Source organism: Streptomyces lateritius, assembly GCF_014649715.1.
GTDB classification, from domain to species: Bacteria; Actinomycetota; Actinomycetes; order Streptomycetales; family Streptomycetaceae; genus Streptomyces; species Streptomyces lateritius.
This window is the reverse complement of the sequence record NZ_BMTO01000011.1, coordinates 38,969-57,389: the sequence shown is the minus strand read 5'-3', so window position 1 is coordinate 57,389 and position 18,421 is coordinate 38,969. Positions and strand designations below refer to the sequence as shown.

17 protein-coding genes, 1 tRNA gene and 3 pseudogenes are annotated in these 18,421 nt (G+C 72.2%); 11 read left to right on the top strand and 10 right to left on the bottom strand.

Features of this window, described 5'->3' with window-relative positions:
• Nucleotides 1–11 precede the first annotated feature (11 nt).
• Nucleotides 12–890, top strand: coding sequence for a class I SAM-dependent methyltransferase (locus tag IE136_RS22735; protein WP_189601251.1), 879 nt, complete (start codon nucleotides 12–14; stop codon nucleotides 888–890).
• A 33-nt stretch (nucleotides 891–923) separates the two neighbouring features.
• Here IE136_RS22735 and IE136_RS22730 read toward each other — a convergent pair whose 3' ends face one another.
• Nucleotides 924–2,003: a GlxA family transcriptional regulator gene (locus IE136_RS22730; RefSeq protein WP_189601250.1), complete on the bottom strand. Its 1,080-nt coding sequence runs from the start codon at nucleotides 2,001–2,003 to the stop codon at nucleotides 924–926.
• Between the two features lie 137 nt (nucleotides 2,004–2,140).
• Here IE136_RS22730 and IE136_RS22725 point away from each other — a divergent pair, with 137 nt between their 5' ends.
• Nucleotides 2,141–3,112 (top strand): NADP-dependent oxidoreductase, encoded by a 972-nt coding sequence (locus IE136_RS22725; protein ID WP_229819049.1) that lies wholly within the window; start codon nucleotides 2,141–2,143, stop codon nucleotides 3,110–3,112.
• 97 nt (nucleotides 3,113–3,209) lie between these two features.
• On the opposite strand, the gene IE136_RS22720 is transcribed toward IE136_RS22725, so the two are convergent.
• From IE136_RS22720 to IE136_RS22710, 3 genes are all read right to left on the bottom strand, one after another.
• Nucleotides 3,210–3,998, bottom strand: a complete 789-nt coding sequence (locus tag IE136_RS22720; RefSeq protein ID WP_158994863.1) for an aldo/keto reductase — start codon at nucleotides 3,996–3,998, stop codon at nucleotides 3,210–3,212.
• Nucleotides 3,999–4,443: 445 nt separating this feature from the next.
• Nucleotides 4,444–6,273 carry an AMP-dependent synthetase/ligase gene (locus tag IE136_RS22715; RefSeq protein ID WP_189601249.1) on the bottom strand — a complete coding sequence of 610 codons (1,830 nt, stop codon included), beginning with the start codon at nucleotides 6,271–6,273 and terminating at the stop codon, nucleotides 4,444–4,446.
• 297 nt (nucleotides 6,274–6,570) lie between these two features.
• The gene (locus tag IE136_RS22710; RefSeq protein WP_189601248.1) at nucleotides 6,571–7,437 is read right to left on the bottom strand and encodes a LysR substrate-binding domain-containing protein; all 867 of its coding nucleotides are present in this window, start codon (nucleotides 7,435–7,437) and stop codon (nucleotides 6,571–6,573) included.
• Between the two features lie 167 nt (nucleotides 7,438–7,604).
• Here IE136_RS22710 and IE136_RS22705 point away from each other — a divergent pair, with 167 nt between their 5' ends.
• The 3 genes from IE136_RS22705 (at nucleotide 7,605) to IE136_RS22695 (ending at nucleotide 9,712) form a co-directional block, all read left to right on the top strand.
• The gene (locus IE136_RS22705; protein WP_189601247.1) at nucleotides 7,605–8,702 is read left to right on the top strand and encodes a bile acid:sodium symporter family protein; all 1,098 of its coding nucleotides are present in this window, start codon (nucleotides 7,605–7,607) and stop codon (nucleotides 8,700–8,702) included.
• A gap of 81 nt (nucleotides 8,703–8,783) precedes the next feature.
• On the top strand, nucleotides 8,784–9,305 hold the full coding sequence (locus IE136_RS22700; protein ID WP_158992143.1) for an isochorismatase family protein: 522 nt from the start codon (nucleotides 8,784–8,786) through the stop codon (nucleotides 9,303–9,305).
• Nucleotides 9,302–9,712: a (2Fe-2S) ferredoxin domain-containing protein gene (locus tag IE136_RS22695; protein WP_189601246.1), complete on the top strand. Its 411-nt coding sequence runs from the start codon at nucleotides 9,302–9,304 to the stop codon at nucleotides 9,710–9,712. Before IE136_RS22700 ends, IE136_RS22695 begins: the two co-directional genes overlap by 4 nt.
• A 129-nt stretch (nucleotides 9,713–9,841) precedes the next feature.
• Here the strand turns inward: IE136_RS22695 and fdhD are convergent, their stop codons facing one another.
• Nucleotides 9,842–10,690, bottom strand: a complete 849-nt coding sequence (gene fdhD / locus IE136_RS22690; protein WP_158992145.1) for a formate dehydrogenase accessory sulfurtransferase FdhD — start codon at nucleotides 10,688–10,690, stop codon at nucleotides 9,842–9,844.
• Between the two features lie 5 nt (nucleotides 10,691–10,695).
• Nucleotides 10,696–10,831, bottom strand: a pseudogene (locus tag IE136_RS22685) (2Fe-2S iron-sulfur cluster-binding protein); the annotation flags it as partial.
• 343 nt (nucleotides 10,832–11,174) lie between these two features.
• Here IE136_RS22685 and IE136_RS22680 point away from each other — a divergent pair.
• From IE136_RS22680 to IE136_RS22660, 5 genes and pseudogenes are all read left to right on the top strand, one after another.
• Nucleotides 11,175–12,122 carry a beta-ketoacyl-ACP synthase III gene (locus tag IE136_RS22680; RefSeq protein WP_158992147.1) on the top strand — a complete coding sequence of 316 codons (948 nt, stop codon included), beginning with the start codon at nucleotides 11,175–11,177 and terminating at the stop codon, nucleotides 12,120–12,122.
• A 199-nt stretch (nucleotides 12,123–12,321) separates the two neighbouring features.
• Nucleotides 12,322–12,605 (top strand): annotated as a pseudogene (locus IE136_RS22675) (GntR family transcriptional regulator); the annotation flags it as partial.
• A gap of 179 nt (nucleotides 12,606–12,784) precedes the next feature.
• Nucleotides 12,785–13,594, top strand: coding sequence for a hypothetical protein (locus tag IE136_RS22670; protein ID WP_189601245.1), 810 nt, complete (start codon nucleotides 12,785–12,787; stop codon nucleotides 13,592–13,594).
• Between the two features lie 134 nt (nucleotides 13,595–13,728).
• On the top strand, nucleotides 13,729–14,439 hold the full coding sequence (locus IE136_RS22665) for a class F sortase (protein ID WP_189601331.1): 711 nt from the start codon (nucleotides 13,729–13,731) through the stop codon (nucleotides 14,437–14,439).
• Nucleotides 14,440–14,507: 68 nt separating this feature from the next.
• Nucleotides 14,508–15,075 (top strand): annotated as a pseudogene (locus tag IE136_RS22660) (sugar phosphate isomerase/epimerase family protein); the annotation flags it as partial.
• Between the two features lie 68 nt (nucleotides 15,076–15,143).
• Here IE136_RS22660 and IE136_RS22655 read toward each other — a convergent pair.
• Nucleotides 15,144–16,412, bottom strand: coding sequence for a DUF2254 domain-containing protein (locus IE136_RS22655; RefSeq protein WP_158994867.1), 1,269 nt, complete (start codon nucleotides 16,410–16,412; stop codon nucleotides 15,144–15,146).
• Nucleotides 16,413–16,665: 253 nt separating this feature from the next.
• Between IE136_RS22655 and IE136_RS22650 the strand changes: the two genes are divergently transcribed.
• Nucleotides 16,666–16,753, top strand: a tRNA-Leu gene (locus IE136_RS22650).
• Nucleotides 16,754–16,825: 72 nt separating this feature from the next.
• Here the strand turns inward: IE136_RS22650 and IE136_RS22645 are convergent.
• The 3 genes from IE136_RS22645 to IE136_RS22635 are packed head-to-tail and all read right to left on the bottom strand — an operon-like array spanning nucleotide 16,826 to nucleotide 18,391.
• Nucleotides 16,826–17,533, bottom strand: coding sequence for a class I SAM-dependent DNA methyltransferase (locus IE136_RS22645; protein WP_189601244.1), 708 nt, complete (start codon nucleotides 17,531–17,533; stop codon nucleotides 16,826–16,828).
• A complete protein-coding gene (locus IE136_RS22640) occupies nucleotides 17,502–17,948 on the bottom strand; it encodes a hypothetical protein (RefSeq protein WP_229819044.1) in 447 nt (148 codons plus the stop codon). Before IE136_RS22640 ends, IE136_RS22645 begins: the two co-directional genes overlap by 32 nt.
• Nucleotides 17,949–17,953: 5 nt before the next feature.
• Nucleotides 17,954–18,391 carry an ATP-binding protein gene (locus IE136_RS22635; RefSeq protein ID WP_158992153.1) on the bottom strand — a complete coding sequence of 146 codons (438 nt, stop codon included), beginning with the start codon at nucleotides 18,389–18,391 and terminating at the stop codon, nucleotides 17,954–17,956.
• Between the last annotated feature and the right edge of the window lie 30 nt (nucleotides 18,392–18,421).

The following is an 18,421-nucleotide window of genomic DNA, read 5'->3' as shown; positions in this document are numbered from 1 at the left end:
ACGCTGTCCCCATGAGCCAACACCGCCACCACCACCACGACGACAGCGCCCACGTGGACTGGGCCGAGATGGCCGCGCTCCTCGAGCGCCAGGCCGAGATCGAGAGTCCCCTCTACGCCGAGGCGGCCGACTGGCTGGCCACCCTCGTCCCGGCTGTCGGCGTCCGCCGGATCCTGGACGTCGGCAGCGGACCCGGAGTCCTGACCTCGCTTCTCGCGGAGGCATTCCCGGCCGCCGAGGCCGTCGCCGTCGACGGCACCGCTCCGCTCCTCGAACGCGCCCGGGCCCGCGCCGAGGCCCGAGGGCTCGGCGACCGTGTCTCCACCCTGCACGCCGAACTCCCGGGCGCCATCGGCGATCTCGGCGAGGCGGACCTGATCTGGGCCGGCAACTCCCTGCACCACATCGGCGACCAGCGGGCCGCGCTCGCCGCCTTCGCCGGGCGTCTGCGGCCCGGCGGCCTCATGGTCCTGATCGAGGGCGGACTGCCCGGCCGCCACCTGCCGTGGAACCAGGGCATCGGCCGCCCCGGCCTGGAGGCCCGGCTCGACGCGCTGAACGCCGAGTGGTTCGGGCAGATGCGGGCGGCCCTGCCCGACGTCAAGGAGGAGGTGGACGACTGGCGCGCTCTGCTCCTCGCCGCCGGACTCACCCCGGCCGGCACCCGCACCTTCCTGGCCGACGCCCCCGCGCCCGTGTCGCCGGTCGTGCGCGAACAGGTCGTCGCCCACTTCGAGCGCCAGAGCTCCGCCTACGGTGAGCACCTCGCGGACGACGACCGCGCCGCCCTGGACCGCCTCCTCGACCCGGCCGAGCCGCTCTCCCTGCACCGGCGCGATGACCTCTTCCGGCTCGCCGCCCGCACCGTCCACACCGCGCGCAAGGGATAACGCGCGCCGTCAGCCCGTCAGCCCGTCAGCCCGTCAGCCCGTCGTCCCGGCGGCCTTCGTCCTGTCGGCCGTCGCGACGACGCCGGCCGTGCTGCCCTCGGCCGTTCTGCCGTTGGTCGTGCTGCCGCCCGTCGTCAGGTGGAAGGTGCGGCGGTAGGCGGCCGGTGAGACACCGACCAGCGCCCGCATGTGCTGCCGCAGCGAATTGCCGCTGCCGAAACCGGTACGGTCCGCGATGTGATCCACCGTCAGGTCACTGGTCTCGAGCAACTGCTTCGCCAGCTCGACCCGTTGGGCGGTCAGCCACTGTCCCGGTGTCGTACCGGCCTCGTCGCGGAAGCGGCGCGTGAAGGTCCGTACGCTCATCCCCGCGTGCCCGGCGAGCTCGGCCAGGGTCAGCGGCCGCTCCAGCCGTCCCAGCGCCCAGGCGCGGGTCGGTGCCGTCGTGGCCGAGGACGGCGCGGGGACCGGACGCTCGATGTACTGAGCCTGGCCACCGTCCCGCCACGGGGGGACGACACAGCGCCGGGCCACCTGGTTGGCCGTGGCGCTGCCGTGGTCCTTCCGCACCAGGTGCAGACAGAGGTCGACCCCGGCCGCAGCCCCCGCCGAGGTCAGCACGTCGCCGTCGTCCACGAAGAGCACGTCCTCGTCGAGCTTGACCAGCGGGAAGAGCGACCGGAAGTGTTCGGCCTCCCACCAGTGGGTGGTGGCGCGGCGCCCGTCGAGCAGACCGGCCGCGGCGAGGGCGTACGCGCCGGTGCAGATGGAGACCGTGCGCGTGCCGGGCCGGACGAGCCTCAGCGCCGCCGCCGCCGGCCCGGTGCCCAGCGAGCCGGCCTCCGCGAGCGCCCGCAGCTCGTGCGTGGGCGGTACGACGACGGTGTCGGCCTCGCCGAGGATCTCCGGCCCGTGGGCCGCCAGGAGCGAGAACCCGTCGGAGGTGCGGACCGGTCCGCCGTCGAGGGTGCAGACCCGCACCTCGTAGAGGGGCGAACCGTCCTCGGCGAGGGCGGAGCCGAAGATCCGCGACGGAATGCCCAGCTCGAAGGGGATCACGCCGTCCAGGGCGAGGACGGCGACCCGGTTGACCGGCCGCACGGAAGAGGACATGGCCAGATTCTGTCACATCATGTCCATCTGGCCAGTATTCGTGGGCGGGCCTCTCGCGGAGGGTGGTGGACACGCCGGGATCAGCCGGCACCCCACCGGCAACCGCCACAGCACCCCTCGCACTGGAGCGCACCCTCATGAACGACACGTCCACCGCCGCCCCCGCCACCATGCGCGCGATCACCGCCGCCGGGTGGGGCGGACCCGAGGTCCTCACCGAGACCCGGGTGGCGCGCCCCGAACCCGGCCCGACCGAGATCCTCGTCCGGGTCCACGCGGCCGGCCTGAACCCGGTCGACTGGAAGTCCCGCGCGACCGGCGGTTTCGGCGGCTGGGCCGAACAGCCGGTTCTCGGCTGGGACGTCTCCGGAGTCGTCGAGGCCGTCGGACTGGGCGTCACGCTCTACGCGCCCGGCGACGAGGTCTTCGGCATGCCGCGGTTCCCGGGTCAGGCGGGCGCTTACGCCGAGTACGTCACCGGCCCGGCCCGGCACTTCGCTCGCAAGCCCGCCACCCTCGACCACGTCCGGGCCGCCGCCCTCCCGCTGGCCGGGCTCACCGCCTGGCAGTCCCTCGTCGGCACCGCCGAACTGCGCGCAGGCCAGCGGGTCCTGGTCCACGCGGCTGCCGGCGGCGTCGGACACCTCGCGGTGCAGATCGCCAAGGCCAGGGGCGCCTACGTCATCGGGACCGCGAGCGCCGCCAAGCACGACTTCCTGCGCACCCTCGGCGTCGACGAGCCGATCGACTACACGGCGGCGGACTTCGCCGAGACCGTACGGGACGTGGACGTCGTCCTCGACTGCTACGGCGGCGACGACTACGGGACGCGCTCGCTCGCGGTGCTGCGGGAGGGCGGCACGCTGGTGACCCTGCCGTCGCCGGACGCCGTCCCCGCGGCGGAGCGGGGGATCCGTACCGGCTTCACCCTCGTCGAGCCGGACTACGCGGGACTGCTCGGCCTGGCGGAGCTGGTGGAGACGGGGCGGCTGCGGCCCGAGGTGGAGACCGTACTGCCGCTGGAGGAGGTGGCGAAGGCGCACCGGCTCGGCGAGTCGGGCCGGACGCGCGGAAAGATCGTCCTGACCGTCCGGGACGCGGACGCCTGACCGCGCGAACGAGAGGCGCCGGCCCGCTGCGAACGGGGGCCGGCGCCTCTCCCCGGGTGGCCGGCAGCGGGTCGGCGCCCTTCCTGCCGGCTGAGGCTCAGGCGCCGAACCGGGCCGGGTCGGGGCCGAGGCGCCGGTTCTCGTCGAGGGCGGCGATGCCCGCCATGTCCTCGTCGTCGAGCTCGAATCCGAAGACGTCGATGTTCTCCCGGATACGGGAGGGGGTCACCGACTTCGGGATGACCACGTTGCCGGTCTGCAGGTGCCAGCGCAGCACCACCTGGGCCGGGGTCCTGCCGTGCTTCTGGGCGATGGCGACGACCGCCGGGACCTCCAGGAGCCCCTTGCCCTGTCCCAGCGGCGACCAGGCCTCGGTCGCGATGCCGTGCCGGGCGTGGGCCTCACGCGAGGCCTGCTGCTGGAGGTGGGGGTGGAGCTCGATCTGGTTGACGGCGGGCACGACCGAGGTCTCCTCGATCAGCCGGTCCAGGTGCTCCGGAAGGAAGTTGGAGACACCGATCGCCTTGGCGCGGCCGTCGGCATGGATCTTCTCGAACGCCCGGTAGGTGTCGACGTAGGCGTCCTTGGCCGGCACCGGCCAGTGGACGAGGTACAGGTCGACGTAGTCCAGGCCCAGCTTGTCGAGGGAGGCGTCGAAGGCGCGCAGGGTCGAGTCGTAGCCCTGCTCGCTGTTCCAGAGCTTGGTGGTGACGAAGAGCTCGTCGCGGGGGATGCCGGAAGCGGTGACGGCCCGGCCGGTGCCCGTCTCGTTCTCGTAGGCCGCGGCGGTGTCGATGGAGCGGTAGCCCGCCTCCAGAGCCGTGGTCACGGCCTCCGTCGCCTCGTCGTCCGGCACCTGCCAGACGCCGAAGCCGAGCTGCGGCATCACCACGCCGTTGTTCAGGGTGAGGGAGGGGACCTTGTTGTCCGTGCTCACGTGCGGTCGATCCTAACGTCGTCGGGTGGTACTCCCAGGGTCAACGATCGAAGCGAGGATCGCATTCCGCCGGGCCGGAAGCCGCACGGGACGCGGGGGCGGACGCCGGCCCGGAACCGGAAGCCTCGCCCGGGTGCGCTGCTTGCACGGCGGGGCAGGCCCGGACCCAGGACGTCGAAGAGGGTCGTCCCGCCGGCGCCGTTCGGGCCGCGTGTGCAGGCGGTGACGAGAAGCAGCACAAGGGCGGCGGCGATGGCGCCCAACGGTCGAGGCACGGGCGGTCCCTCGTGCGGTGACCGCTTTTTGACCGCGCTGATGAACCGTCCATAGCTGATGAGGCGTCAAATTCCGACCGGTCGGGCCCAGATGTCGTCCGGTTCGGCCCGCTCCGCGATCAGCCGTACAGCGCCTCGACCTCCACCGCGTACGCCTTCTCGATCGCCTTCCTCTTCAGCTTCAGCGAGGGCGTGAGCAGACCGTGCTCCTCGCTGAACGGGTGCGCCAGGATCCGGAAGGTGCGGATGGACTCCGCCTGCGACACCAGGGTGTTGGCCGCCACCACCGCCCGGCGGATCTCCGTCTCCAGGCTCGGGTCCCGGACCAGTTCGGCCGGTGGCAGCGGCGCCCGGCCCTGCATAGCCAGCCAGTGCTCCACCGCCTCCTGGTCCATCGTCACCAGCGCGGCGATGTAGGGCCGGTCGTTGCCCACCACGATGCACTGAGCGATCAACGGATGCGACCGCACCCGCTCCTCCAGAGCGGCCGGCGACACGCTCTTGCCGCCCGAGGTCACCAGGATCTCCTTCTTCCGCCCGGTGATCGTCAGATAGCCCTCCTCGTCGAGCATGCCCAGGTCGCCCGTGGCCAGCCAGCCGTCGTTGAGCACGGCGTCCGTGGCCTGCGGATTGTTCAGGTACCCCGAGAAGATGTGACCGCCGTGCAGCCACACCTCCCCGTCCTCCGCGATGTGCACCGTCGTGCCGGGGATCGGCTGCCCGACCGTCCCGTACTTGGTGCGCTCGGGCGGGTTCGCCGTGGCGGCGGCCGAGGACTCGGTCAGGCCGTACCCCTCGAACACCGTCACCCCCGCGCCCTCGAAGAACAGCCCGAGCCGCCGGTTCATCCCGGAGCCGCCCGACATCGCGTGCCGCACCCGCCCGCCCAGGGCGTCGCGGACCTTCCCGTACACGACCTTCTCGAAGAACTGGTGCTGCACCCGCAGCGCCGCCGACGGTCCGGGGCCGAGCCCGAAGGCCTTGTGCTCCATGGCCTCGGCGTACCGCACCGCCACCTCGACCGCCTTGTCGAAGGGCCCGGCCCTCCCCTCGCTCTCCGCCTTGCGGCGGGCCGCGTGGAAGACCTTTTCGAAGACGTAGGGGACCGCGAGGACGAACGTCGGACGGAAGGAGGCGAGGTCCGGCAGCAGCGCGGACGCCGCGAGGGCCGGCTGGTGACCCAGCTTCACCCCGGAGAGGACCGCCGCAACCTCCACCATCCGCCCGAAGACGTGCGCGAGCGGGAGGAAGAGCAGCGTGGAGGCCTCGTCGCCCGGCTTGGAGTGGAACACCGGCTCCCAGCGGCCCACCAGCATGTCCGCCTCGAACATGAAGTTGGAGTGCGTGATGACGCAGCCCTTGGGGCGGCCCGTGGTGCCCGAGGTGTAGATGATCGTGGCCACGGACTCCGGCGTCACCGCCCGCCGGTGCCGGTGCACCACGTCCTCGTCGATCTCCGCGCCCGCCGCCATCAGCTCCGCGACCGCCCCCTCACCCGCGTCCAGCTGCCACAGGCGCCGCAGCAGCGGCAGCCGGTCGATCACCGAGCCGATCGTCATGGCGTGGTCCTCGTGCTCCACCACGCACGCCGTCACCTCGGCGTCGTGCAGCATCCAGTGGACCTGGTCGGCGGAGGAGGTGGCGTAGATCGGCACGGGCTGCGCGCCCAGCGTCCACAGCGCGAAGTCGAACAGTGTCCACTCGTAGCGGGTCCTCGCCATGATGGCGACCCGGTCGCCGAACCGTACGCCGTGCGCGATCAGCCCTTTCGCGAGGGCCAGCACCTCGTCGCGGAACTGGGCCGAGGTCACGTCCCGCCACCGGCCCGAGGCGTCCTTGCGGCCGAACGTGACCCGGTCGGGAGTCTTCTCGGCGTGATCGAACACGGCGTCCGCCAGGCCGCCGACCTGAGGCGCCGCCTCGACGGGCGGCACGGTGAACTCGCGCAATGACCTGCTCCTCGACCGCTCGTTGTCGCGCTCCGTACAGCGCGGGTGACGGTACCCCACCCGACCAGCGGGTGGGAGGGCCTTCACCAACCCGGGACATTGGGCGTTCGCACAGGTCAGAGGGTAGAGAGCAGGCAAGGGGCGGTCGACCGGGGCTCCTTACTGACTCGCGGGTAAGCAAGGGGCGCCGGAATCTCCACCGAATCTGTACGTACCAGTCACCGTCCCGTCCGACGCCGGCCTCGGCCCGCACCGACATGCGCACGCGGTGAGGCCGAAGTCTCCCGCCGCCCCGAGTCAGCGCGGGCGCTGCAGCCGGTCGCCACTCGCCAGGATCGCCGTGGCCAGGGCGTCCGCCGCCTCCTGGCCGGCCCCACGCCGCCGCCCCTTGCGCAGAACGAAATCGACATCGCCGAGGTCCGGCAACCCGGCGCGGGCCGGGACCTGGACGAGACCCGGCGGGACCAGACCCCGCGTGTGCGCCATGACGCCGAGCCCGGCCCGGGCCGCCGCCACGTTCCCGCTCAGACTGCTGCTCGTACAGGCGATCCGACAGGCCCGCCCCTGCGCCTCCAGCGCTTCGAGCGCCCTGGCGCGCGTGATCCCCGGAGGCGGGTAGACGATCAGCGGAACGGGCCGGTCCGCCTCGAGGCGCAACCGCGGGGAGCCGATCCAGATCAGTGAGTCCTGCCACACCAGCTCGCCCCCGCTCTCCTCCGCGCGCCGCTTGGCGAGGATCAGATCCAGCCGACCCGCCTCCAGGCGGGCGTTCAGCGTCCCGGACAGCTCGACCGTCAGCTCCAGATCCACCTCGGGGTGCTCGCGCCGGAACGACTCCAGGGTCTCGGGGAGCCGGGTCACCACGAAGTCCTCCGACGCGCCGAAGCGCAGCCGCCCGCGCAGCCGGGTCCCCGTGAAGAAGGCCGCGGCCCGCTCGTGCGCCCGCAGGATCGTCCGGGCGAAGCCGAGCATCGCCTCGCCGTCCTCCGTCAACTCCACACTGTGGGTGTCCCGGGTGAACAGCGGCCGCCCGGTGGCGGCCTCCAGGCGCCGCACGTGCTGACTCACGGTCGACTGGCGCAGCCCGAGCCGGCGCGCGGCCTGCGTGAAGCTCAGCGTCTGCGCGACCGCGAGAAAGGTGCGCAGCTGGGAGGGGTCGTACACGCTTCGAGGCTATCGCGGAACGTGATGACAGTCAGAGCGCTGTACGGGATTCCCGATCGCGGGAGCCGGGAGCAGGATAGGGAGGGCACGATCCCGCCCCCCTCCGGGCAGCCGGCCGCACCGGGCCCCGGGCAGCCCGACCCTCAGCAAGCAGAGCAGTGGAGCACATGCGCCGTACGACCCTTCTGCCGTCCTGGCTGCCGATCGACCCGTACATCCTGGCGCTGCTCGGCACGGTCGGCCTCGCGGCGCTCCTGCCCGCCTCCGGCACCGCCGCAACGGTCGCGAACGGAGCCTCGACCGCCGCCATCGCCCTGCTGTTCTTCCTCTACGGCGCCCGGCTCTCCACCCGCGAGGCGCTCGACGGGCTCCAGCACTGGCGGCTCCACCTCACCGTCCTCGCCTGCACCTTCCTCGTCTTCCCGCTCCTCGGACTCGCGGCGAAGGGGCTGGTACCGGCCGTTCTCTCCCCACCGCTCCACAGCGGCCTCCTCTTCCTGTGCCTGGTGCCCAGCACCGTCCAGTCCTCCATCGCCTTCACCTCGATCGCCCGCGGCAACGTGCCCGCCGCGATCTGCGCAGGCTCGTTCTCCTCCCTCGCCGGAATCGTGATCACCCCGCTGCTCGCCGCAGCCCTGCTCGCGGGCGGTGCGGGCGGTGCGGGCAGTGCGGGCGGATTCTCCGCCGACTCGCTCCTCAAGATCGTGGTCCAACTGCTCCTGCCCTTCCTGGCCGGCCAGTTCCTGCGGCGCTGGGTGGGAGCGTTCCTGGTACGGAACAAGAAGGTGCTCGGGTACGTCGACCGGGGCTCGATCCTGCTCGTCGTGTACGCGGCCTTCAGCCAGGGCATGGTCGCCGGCATCTGGCACCAGGTGACTCCGGCGCGGCTCGGACTGCTGCTCGTCGTCGAGGCCGTGCTGCTCGCCCTGATGCTGACGCTGACCTGGTACGGGGCGAAAAGGCTCGGCTTCGGCCGGGCGGACCGCATCGCGATCCAGTTCGCGGGCTCGAAGAAGAGCCTGGCGGCCGGGCTCCCCATGGCCGGCGTGCTCTTCGGGCCGCAGGCATCGCTCGCGGTCCTGCCGCTGATGCTCTTCCACCAGATGCAGCTGATGGTCTGCGCCGTGATCGCCAAGCACCGGGCGCGCGACCCGGAACCGACGCCGGCCGAGGGGCCGGATCCCGCCGGGGCGAAGGACCCGGACGCCGCGCCGCCGGAGCCCGGCCGTGAGCCGTCCGTGGGCACGGCGAGCACCCACCCCTGAGACGGGCGGGAGGGCGGCGGCCGTGGCGGGATCACCACCCACCACCACCGGGAAGATCAACGGTGCCGCTACCGTGCTCCCATGCCCGCACTCGATCCCGGCCGCACCGCGCTCGTCCTCGTCGACCTGATGGAACGCATCGTCGCGCTGCCCCTCGCCCCCCGCTCCGGAACCGACGTCGTCGCCGCCGCGACCCGGCTCGCCGACACCTTCCGGGCCGCCGGCGCCCCTGTGGTCCACATCAGGGTCGAGCGGCCGAACGTCGACCCCCAGCCGCCCGGCAGCGAACTCGTCCCCTCCCTCGTCCATGACGACGACCTGATCGTCGTCAAGCGCACGATCGGCGGGTTCCACGCCACCGGACTCCACGAGCTGCTTGCCGAACGCTCCGTATCCACCGTGGTCTTCGGCGGCATCGCCACCAACCTCGGCGTCGAGTCCACCGCCCGTGCCGCCTGCGACCTCGGCTACGAACCGGTCTTCGCCGAGGACGCCATGACCGCCTTCACCGCCGACGAGCACCACGCCTCGGTGAGCCTCGACTTCCCCCGCCTCGGCACGGTCGCCACCGTCTCCCAGATCACCCTGGACGGCCCCGAGTGACCCGCGCGCCGATACGCTACGGCGCCCGCCCCTGCTCCCTCGTCGTCTGCCGAGGCTGCTGCTGCGGCGACGCCCGCAAGAACCCCGGCATCGACCACGCCGGCCAGCTCGACCGGCTCCGCCGCGCCGCAGCGGCCTCGGCCGGCCGGCTGTCCGTCCGTACCAGCGACTGTCTCGGCCCCTGCGCCCAGGCGAACGTCGTGGTGGTCCAGCCCTCCACGGAGGGCCGCCGCCGCGGCGGCCGGGCCGCGTGGATCGGCTGGACGGCGGACGACGACTGCCTCGACGACATCCTCGCCTGGACGGCGGCGGGCGGCCCCGGTCTCGCCGACCCCCCGGCCACCCTCACCCTCCAGATGATCGACCCCCCGAAGGAAGCCGGCACCGGCGGCCGGGCCCGCCGATAGGGGGATGCCCGTACGGGCGATGTGCGGACGGTGTGACGGCTGCGTGTCGACGACGTGGGACAGGGCCGGCCGGCGCAGGGGGCGCTCCCCGCCGTCCGGTGCCCGACCCGAGCAGCGGGAGCCTCCGCCTCAGCCGCGGGAGGCCCCGGCCCCCAGAGCGATCCGGTGCTCACCCGCGTACACGTTCATGTCCGGACCGCGCAGGAAGCCGACCAGCGTCAGCCCCGTCTCGGCGGCCAGGTCGACGGCGAGCGACGAGGGCGCCGAGACGGCCGCGAGGACCGGGATGCCCGCCATCACCGCCTTCTGCGCCAGTTCGAACGAGGCCCGTCCCGAGACCAGCAGGATCGCCCGGTCCAGCGGCAGCCGGTCCTCGCGCAGGGCGCGGCCCACCAGCTTGTCCACAGCGTTGTGGCGGCCCACGTCCTCCCGTACGTCGAGCAGCTCCCCGTCCTCGGAGAACAGCGCCGCCGCGTGCAGGCCCCCGGTTCGGTCGAAGACCCGCTGGGCCGCCCGCAGCCGGTCGGGGAGACCGGCGAGCAGCCCGGGCGTGATCCGGACCGGGGGGGTGTCCGCGATCGGGAACCGGGCGGTGGTGCGGACGGCGTCCAGACTGGCCTTGCCGCACAGCCCGCACGAAGACGTCGTGTACACGTTCCGCTCCAGCGTGATGTCGGGGACCGGAACGCCCGGTGCCAACTGCACGTCCACCACGTTGTACGTGTTCGTGCCGTCGTCCTTGGCACCCGCGCAGTACACGATGTTCCGTACGTCGGAGCCCGCGGCCAGCACCCCCTCGCTCACCAGGAACCCGGCCGCGAGTGCGAAGTCGTCGCCCGGCGTGCGCATGGTGATCGCGAGCGGCCTGCCGTTCAGCCGGATCTCCAGCGGCTCCTCGGCCACCAGGGTGTCGGGCCGCTCGTTCACGACACCGGCACGGATCCGGATGACGCGCCGTCGCTCGGTGACCCGTCCCATCGTGGCTACACCCGCTTCTGTACGTGTTGGAAGCCGCAACGGCCCTTGATGCAGAGGTTGCCCCGGGCCACCGGTGTGGTGCGGGGAGGTGACCTTGACGATCTCATTGTCCTGCACGTGCGGAGTCGGGTCGCAGCCGAGATGCGGTCGCCGCAGTACCCACAGGCCCACTCCGTGGGCGGCGCGTCGAGCTGGACGGGGATCCGGGCGCCGCGCCGGCGCCGAGGACTGCGGCCTTCGCGTGCGGATCTCCGTTCTGTCGAGGGACCGCGAGGGGAGGAAGGAACGAAGACGCGTCGGCGAAATCGTCTGCGGTAGGGAATGAGTGCCGACAAGGGTGTGAACACTGTCCGCTTGTCGCGGTCTCCCAACAGGTACGGGTGAATGTTGGTGGTTTACGTGTCCTGTTACCGATCAGTCGCTGGCAAGACTGGGTGGTTCCTGCGTGAAACACGCGCCACATGAACCCAAGGGGGTCCCGAGCATGACGGGCACTCGTATCGCCGCGCTCGGGCACTACCAGCCCGCGAAGGTGCTGACCAACGACGACCTGGCCGCACTCGTCGACACCAGCGACGAATGGATCAGCAGCAGGGTCGGCATCAGGACCCGCCACATGGCGGGGCCCGAGGAGCCGGTCGACGAGCTCGCCGCCCACGCCGCCGGCAAGGCACTCGCCGCCGCCGGACTGGGCCCCGACGACATCGACCTCGTCCTCGTGGCGACCTCCACCGCGATCGACCGTTCGCCGAACACCGCCGCCCGCGTCGCCGCCCGGCTCGGCATGACCTCGCCCGCCACCATGGACCTCAACGTGGTGTGTGCGGGCTTCACGCACGCCCTGGCCACCGCCGACCACGCGGTACGGGCCGGAGCGGCCCGCCGGGCCCTCGTCGTCGGCGCCGACAAGATGACCGAGGTCACGGACTGGTCCGACCGCACCACCTGCGTCCTCGTCGGCGACGGCGCGGGCGCCGCGGTCGTCGAGGCGGTCGAGGACGGCCGGGAGCCCGGCATCGGCCCCGTCCTGTGGGGTTCGGTCCCCGAGATGGGCCACGCCGTCCGCATCGAGGGCACCCCGCCGCGCTTCGCGCAGGAGGGCCAGTCCGTCTACCGATGGGCCACCCAGCAGCTCCCCGCACTCGCCCGCCGGGTCTGCGAGCGCTCCGGCATCAGGCCCGAGGAACTGGCGGGAGTGGTCCTCCATCAGGCGAACCTGCGGATCATCGAGCCCCTCGCCGCGAAGATCGGCGCCGTCAACGCGATCGTCGCCCGTGACGTCATCGAGTCCGGCAACACCTCGGCCGCCTCCATCCCGCTGGCCCTCGCCAAACTCGTCGAGCGCGGCGAACTCCCGTCCGGAGCGCCCACGCTCCTCTTCGGCTTCGGAGGGAACCTCTCGTACGCGGGCCAGGTGATCCGGGTCCCGTGAGACGTCGTCCGGAAGCCCTCGATGGCCCTCGGGCGGCCCTCGGGGGTGGTGTTTCGCCCGAGTACGCGGGCAGCGGCATGTCGGGACATGTGCGTCGGCAGACCGTGGACAAGGGCCGATCCGAGCTGACCGATCCGCCTTCGCCGATCGAATCCGGGTCGATCGCCGCGGCGAACCGAGGGGGCCGCAGGGGGCCGCGATGTCGTCCGCAGGACTGCCGCAAGGAGCCGAGCCCAGGCTGGAGCGGCCGGGACCGCTGCGCGACCGGGTCTGCGAAGCGCTGCTCGAGCTGATCCTCACCCGCGCCCTGGGACCCGGTCGGCACCTCGTCGAGAGCGAACTGGCCGGGCACCTCGGTGTCTCCCGGCAGCCCGTGCGCGAGGCGCTGCAGCGGCTGAACACCGAGGGACGGGTGGACCTGCTGGCCTGCCCGAAGGCGCGTTCGTCCACGAACCGACCGACGAGGAGGCCGACCAGCTGCTCTGTCCGCCGTGCCGGGGCCCTCTCGGCGAGTCGTTTCCCCGGCCTCCCCGTTCGGCGGAGTCCGGTGGCGGGGCGCCCGGCAGGGGCCTAGCTTCGATCGCGTCGAGGGGTGTTTCCCGCCGTACGGGAAAAGCGCGGAAGGCGTCCGTGTACACCCCTCCTGTGATCTGGAGGTCGCCATGCGCGCGATACGTGCCGGTTCCGCCGCTCTGCTCGCCACCGCCACCGTCGCCGCTGTCTCCTTCGGCGCGCCGGCCGCCGTGGCCGACGACGGCACCGGGTTCGGAACCGGAACCGGCACCGGCACCGGGATCGAGACCGAGACCGAGACCGAGACCGAGATCGAGACCGAGACCCAGATCGGGATCGAGACCGAGATCGAGACCGAGACCCAGATCGGGATCGAGACCGAGATCGAGACCGAGACCGGGACCCAGATCGGGATCGAGACCGAGGCCGAGACCGAGACCGGGATCGGGACGATCGGGACCGAGAGCGGCATCACCTCCTTCGGCTTCTCCGTCTCGCCCGAGACGGTCGCCCCCGGCGGCACGGTCACGCTGAAGTCCCACGGCTGCCAGTTGCCGTCCGTCACCGTCTCCTCCGGTGTCTTCGACACCGTCACGCTCAAGGAGGGGCACGCGGGCAAGGCCACCGTCGACGTCGACGCCAAGGTCGGCGCCGAGTACGTGGTGACCTTCGACTGCAAGGGCGAGAAGGGCACCACCATGCTCACCATCGCCGGCGGCTCCGGCCATTCCACCGGTGGTCACTCGACCGGCGGTCACGCCACCGGGGGTGAGTCGCCCGGCGGACATTCCACCGGCGGCACCGGCACCGGCGCCCACAAGGGCGTCAGAGCCGGCTTCGGCGGCGGCTTCGGCCAGTTCGGCACCGCCGAGACGGTCGTCGGCTCCGGGCTGATCGCGGGCGCGCTCGGTGGCGCGGTGGTTCTGATCCGCCGCCGCGGCGCCGAAGGCCGCGTCTGACGGCCGGACGAAGAGAGGGTCCTGACACCGTCCTTCCGCCCCGGGGTGACGAGGTCGGGGGCGGAGGACACCACCACGCCCACACAACGGTCGTACGCACACACGCACACACGTCGACGGAGAGAGCGGATCGGATCGTGCACGGGTCGAACGGTTCCGGCGGGCGGGGCGCCTGGGGCGTGCTCGCCGTCGTCCTCCTCGTGGGCATCCACCTGGTGCGAGGCGGTACGGAGGAATGGCGGGCCGCGGGGCCACCGCAGCCCCTCGCCGCCGCGGCCCCCGGCCGGTCCGGCGACGCCGGCACCCCGGCCACGGGCACCGCCGCGGCCGTCCCCGCTCCGCTGACCGCCTCGCGTCCCGAACGCGTCCGCGTCCCGGCCCTCCGCGTCGACGCGCCCGTCATGGACGTCGGCCTCGACGCCGAGGGGTGGATCGACGCCCCGCCCTCGCACGAGAAGAACCTCGCCGGCTGGTTCACCGGCGCCGTCACCCCGGGGGAGCAGGGCACCTCCGTCGTCGTCGGCCATGTCGACACACCCGACGGGCGCGCCGTCTTCTTCGGCCTCGGCGCGCTGCGCAAGGGCCAGCACGTCGAGATCGCCCGCCGCGACGGCACCACGGCCGTCTTCGCCGTGTACGGAGTCGAGGTCGTCTCCAAGGACCGTTTCCCGGCCGAGCGGATCTACAAGTACGGTGCTCTGCCCGAGCTGCGCCTCCTGACCTGCAGCGGGCGCTTCACGAAGGAGAAGGGGTACGACGGCAACGTCGTCGTCTCCGCACGCCTGGTCGAGGTCCGTCCGCCGGCCACCGCCCCGGCTTTGTCCTCACTCGGGAAGAAGTCCTAGCAGATTCGTGCGCGACTTCTTCCCCTCCGGGACGCCGCCGCTACGTTCCCCTCGAAAGCCCGACGGAGGTTCCGGAACGGATGATCGAGCGCGGCTACGAGGACTTCGCCGAGCGCTGGAACCCGATCCTGGACGTCTTCGACGCCGAGGGCGTGCGGTTCTCGCACGAGGTCATCCGAGCGAGATCGCCTACGACGACTGGACCACCCGGCGGGCGCTGGAGGCGGTCGACCGCCGCCCCGCCTTCGGGCTGCACTTCGACCCGAGCCATTTCGTCTGGCAGGACCTGGACCCGGTCGGCTTCCTCTGGGACTTCCGCGACCGGATCCACCACGTGGACTGCAAGGAGGCCCGCAAGCGCCTCGACGGCCGCAACGGGCGGCTCGGCTCACACCTGCCCTGGGGCGACCCCCGGCGCGGCTGGGACTTCGTCTCGGCGGGGCACGGGGACGTCCCCTGGGAGGACGTCTTCCGGATGCTCCGCTCCATCGGCTACGCGGGGCCCGTCTCGGTGGAGTGGGAGGACGCCGGCATGGACCGGCTGACCGGTGCGCCAAAAGCGCTTTCCCATCTCAAGCGGTACGACGTCGATCCCCCGGCGGCTCCTTCGACGCCGCCTTCGGAGGCGATCGATAACCATCTGCGCCGCCCGGTCGACGACACCCGGGGCCCGGTGGCACCGGACGCTCGGTGACATCCGGCGTTCAGCCGATCCCCTGGCGGTCCGCCTCCAGGGCGAAGGTGACGTCGGCGGCCTCCGGCGCCGTACGCTCCACCCGCTGGACCAGGAGCGTACGGTGCCGGACCAGCGGCTCCCGCCGGTCCTTCGGAGCCAGCGAGAGCAGATCGTCGAGCCCGGCCAGCATCCGCCGGGACACCTGCGGGCTGTCCGCCGCGCAGCCCCGGATCTCGGTGAACCCGAGATCCACCAGATCGGTCCACCCCGGTACGTCCTGCACCAGGCGGACCTCACCCTTCCGGTCACGGTGCAGGACGGCCCCCAACGGGCGGTTGGCGAGCACCGCGAGGATCTGGACGATCCGGTCCAGGCACTGAACGGCCGTCGTCGGGTCGTTGACGGCGGGGGAGAGGGCGCGCAGGGCGATGTCGGCGAGCTGGCGCAGCCCGAAGCCGAGATCCTGGTGGAAGGTCCGTTCGACCCCGACGGAGACCGCCGCCGCCATCCGGGGTGGCACCTGACCGCCGTGCACGGCGAGGATGCGGGTCCCCGGCACCACGAAGTCCCCGATCCGCGGCAGCAGCCGCAGCACGGCCCCGTGCCGACGCGCGCCCCGCACCAGCCACGCCACGTTCACGTCCCGCAGCACGCCGGCCCGCCCCCGGTGCACCAGCAGAGCCGTCGGCTCCCCGAGCTCGCCGGCCTCGCCGCCGTACTCCGGCTGCTTCGCCAGTACGGCCAGCGCCTCCGTCGTGATGCGTTCCACCACGTGCCCCACCCGCATCAGCCGCAGCGTCGTGTTCACGTACGCCACGAAGAGCAGCAGGCTCACTCCCACGAGCAGCAGCGTCAGCAACGACTGCACCAGCGGCACGCTCGTGACGTCCCGGGGATCGGTCTCGCTCTCGTACGAGGTCAGGACGAGCAGCGACAGCAGAAAGGTGGCGAGGAAGACGGAGAAGGCCGCCTTGGTGATGCGGCTGCGGATGAAGATCCGTACCACCCGCGGACTGAACTGCCCGCTCGCCATCTGCACGGCGACCAGCGAGATGGAGAAGACGACACCGATGAAGGTCATCATGGCCGAGGCGATCGTCGTCACGATCGTCTTGGCGTCGTCGGCGATCCCGATCAGCTCGGAGATCTCCTCATACGCCCCGTCGTCGCGGAGGACCCCGACGATCGCCTCGTCCAACGTCGCCGCACCGGTCCACAGCGCGAACACGGCCACCATCGACGTGACCGGCGCGAACCAGAAGGTGTCCCGCAGATGCTCCCGCAGCGGGGACAGCATCCGGGGCCGACGGTACTCGGAGAAGTAACCCACCTCGCGGAGGCTAGGGCCTCCCTCACTCCGCGAGCACGACGACGCCCCGTGAAGCGTCGGTGACACTCCGCACGGACAGGCCCGGCGGCCCCGCCCCGACGTAGGCCCTCACGCCCACCGCACCCCACTGACCACGGGAAACGTGGGTGAAAGGCGCCTCGAACCCCTGGTAGAGTTATCCATGTCGCCGCGGGGAACACCCCAGAGCGGCAGACACCTTGTCCGGGTGGCGGAATGGCAGACGCGCTAGCTTGAGGTGCTAGTGCCCTTTATCGGGCGTGGGGGTTCAAGTCCCCCCTCGGACACCAGTCGAAATCCCCGTGGTTCCTCGTGAACCGCGGGGATTTTCGCGTTGCCCCGGTGGCCCTACCGTCCCCGGCTCACTTCCGCGCCACCACCAGTCGGCACTTCGGGCTCCCGTCCTCGCGCCGGCCCAGGCTCTCGACCGCCATGAGCGACACCTCGAATCCCGCCTCCTCCAGCCTCGCCCGTACGTCCGCGAGCCGGAACGTCCGGTAGTACATGACGAAGCGAGGTCGCCACAGCGCGTTACGGATACGCATCAGGGTGTCGAAGCCGAGCAGGGTCCAGTAGGGCGGCGAGCCGAGGCGCGGGGGAGCCGGGAGGGGGAAGGCGAAGAGGCCGCCCGGGCGCAGGGAGGCGTGGACCTGGGCGAAGAGCGGTGCCTGTTCGCGCGGGAGGAAGTGGCCGAAGGCGCCGAAGCTCACCGCCAGGTCGAAGACGGGCGCGAAGGGGAGGGCCAGGGCGTCCGCGCGGACGAACGCGGCCGTGGGGTGGGCCCGGCGAGCCTCGGCCAGCATGCCCCCGCTGAAGTCGACGCCCGCGACGCGGCCCGTGCACAGGGTCCGGAGTACGGAGAGGCCCGCGCCCGTGCCGCAGCACACGTCGAGGCCCGTGGCGAAGGGGCCGAGCGGCCGCAGGGTGTCCGTCACTGCGGAGAGGAGGTGGTCGGGGGTGCGGAACGGGGTCTCGTCGAATTTCTTCGCCAGCAGGTCGTAGCCGCGTTCCACCGAGGAGAGCGCCTGGAAGGTCAGCTCACGGGCGGTCGGGCCCTGTGGGGTGAACATGCTCAGACAGTACGCCGTCGCCCCGCGTCCGCACCGCCGTCCAGGAAGGGGCGATGCCGGTCAGCTGGCAGGTGAGCAGATAGAGGGGGATCGGCGGGGTGTACGGGGACGTGCCGTCCGGGTGGTGGATCAGGCGCGGGCGGCGGTCGGGGATTTCCGCGCCGGGGGCGTAACAGGCCGGCATCGGCCAGAGCAGGTCCAGGTCGGAGCCGCCCGGGACCAGCCACCACCACCAGTCGGTGTCGGCGTAGACGCAGCCCTTGGCGGGCAGCCGGGAGAGGATCCGGAAGCCGTAGCGGGCGGGCACCCCCACCGCGTCGCAGCCCAGGCTGGTGGAGAAGGCCGGGGGGACGATCAGGCGGGTCGGGCCGGTGGTCGTGGACCTGCGCCCCCGGGGGGTCAGCAGCGTCGCCATCGACCTCAGCACGAGTCCCCCATGCCGTGGGCCAGCTCCGCCCACACGACTCTCGCCGTTCCGTGGCCCGTGCGTTCCGCGCCCCAGGCGCTGCACAGGCCGTCGACCAGGACCAGCCCGCGGCCGCGCTCCTCCTCGCCGCAGTCCCGTATCAGCGGATCGCCCACGCCGCCCTCGTCCCGTACCGCTATGCGCAACTGCTCCTCGCCCTCTCGCAGTTCGCAGACGACATGGCCGCTCGCGGTGTGGACGACCGCGTTGGTGACCAGCTCGGAGACGATCAGCGTCACCGTGTCGCGTATCTCCGGATCGCAGCCCCAGAGGACGAGTCGCTCCTCGGCCAGTCTGCGGGCGCGCGAGACCGATTCCGTGCGGGCGGGGAGTTCGAAGGCGAACCGCCGGATCTCGGGGCGGAAGACATCGGTGCGTGGGCGCTGGGTCATGACGCGGGGGCTCATGAGACCTGAGGGGAG

Coding starts and splice junctions, on each gene's coding strand:
- IE136_RS22720 (WP_158994863.1), bottom strand. CDS start 3,998: ATGCCGCAGCTCGGCTTCGGCGTCTGGCAGGTGCCGGACGACGAGGCG.
- IE136_RS22705 (WP_189601247.1), top strand. CDS start 7,605: ATGCGCCGTACGACCCTTCTGCCGTCCTGGCTGCCGATCGACCCGTAC.
- IE136_RS22730 (WP_189601250.1), bottom strand. CDS start 2,003: ATGTCCTCTTCCGTGCGGCCGGTCAACCGGGTCGCCGTCCTCGCCCTG.
- IE136_RS22655 (WP_158994867.1), bottom strand. CDS start 16,412: ATGCTGTCCCCGCTGCGGGAGCATCTGCGGGACACCTTCTGGTTCGCG.
- IE136_RS22700 (WP_158992143.1), top strand. CDS start 8,784: ATGCCCGCACTCGATCCCGGCCGCACCGCGCTCGTCCTCGTCGACCTG.
- IE136_RS22635 (WP_158992153.1), bottom strand. CDS start 18,391: ATGACCCAGCGCCCACGCACCGATGTCTTCCGCCCCGAGATCCGGCGG.
- IE136_RS22645 (WP_189601244.1), bottom strand. CDS start 17,533: ATGTTCACCCCACAGGGCCCGACCGCCCGTGAGCTGACCTTCCAGGCG.
- IE136_RS22680 (WP_158992147.1), top strand. CDS start 11,175: ATGACGGGCACTCGTATCGCCGCGCTCGGGCACTACCAGCCCGCGAAG.
- IE136_RS22640 (WP_229819044.1), bottom strand. CDS start 17,948: ATGGCGACGCTGCTGACCCCCCGGGGGCGCAGGTCCACGACCACCGGC.
- IE136_RS22735 (WP_189601251.1), top strand. CDS start 12: ATGAGCCAACACCGCCACCACCACCACGACGACAGCGCCCACGTGGAC.
- IE136_RS22670 (WP_189601245.1), top strand. CDS start 12,785: ATGCGCGCGATACGTGCCGGTTCCGCCGCTCTGCTCGCCACCGCCACC.
- fdhD (WP_158992145.1), bottom strand. CDS start 10,690: ATGGGACGGGTCACCGAGCGACGGCGCGTCATCCGGATCCGTGCCGGT.
- IE136_RS22725 (WP_229819049.1), top strand. CDS start 2,141: ATGAACGACACGTCCACCGCCGCCCCCGCCACCATGCGCGCGATCACC.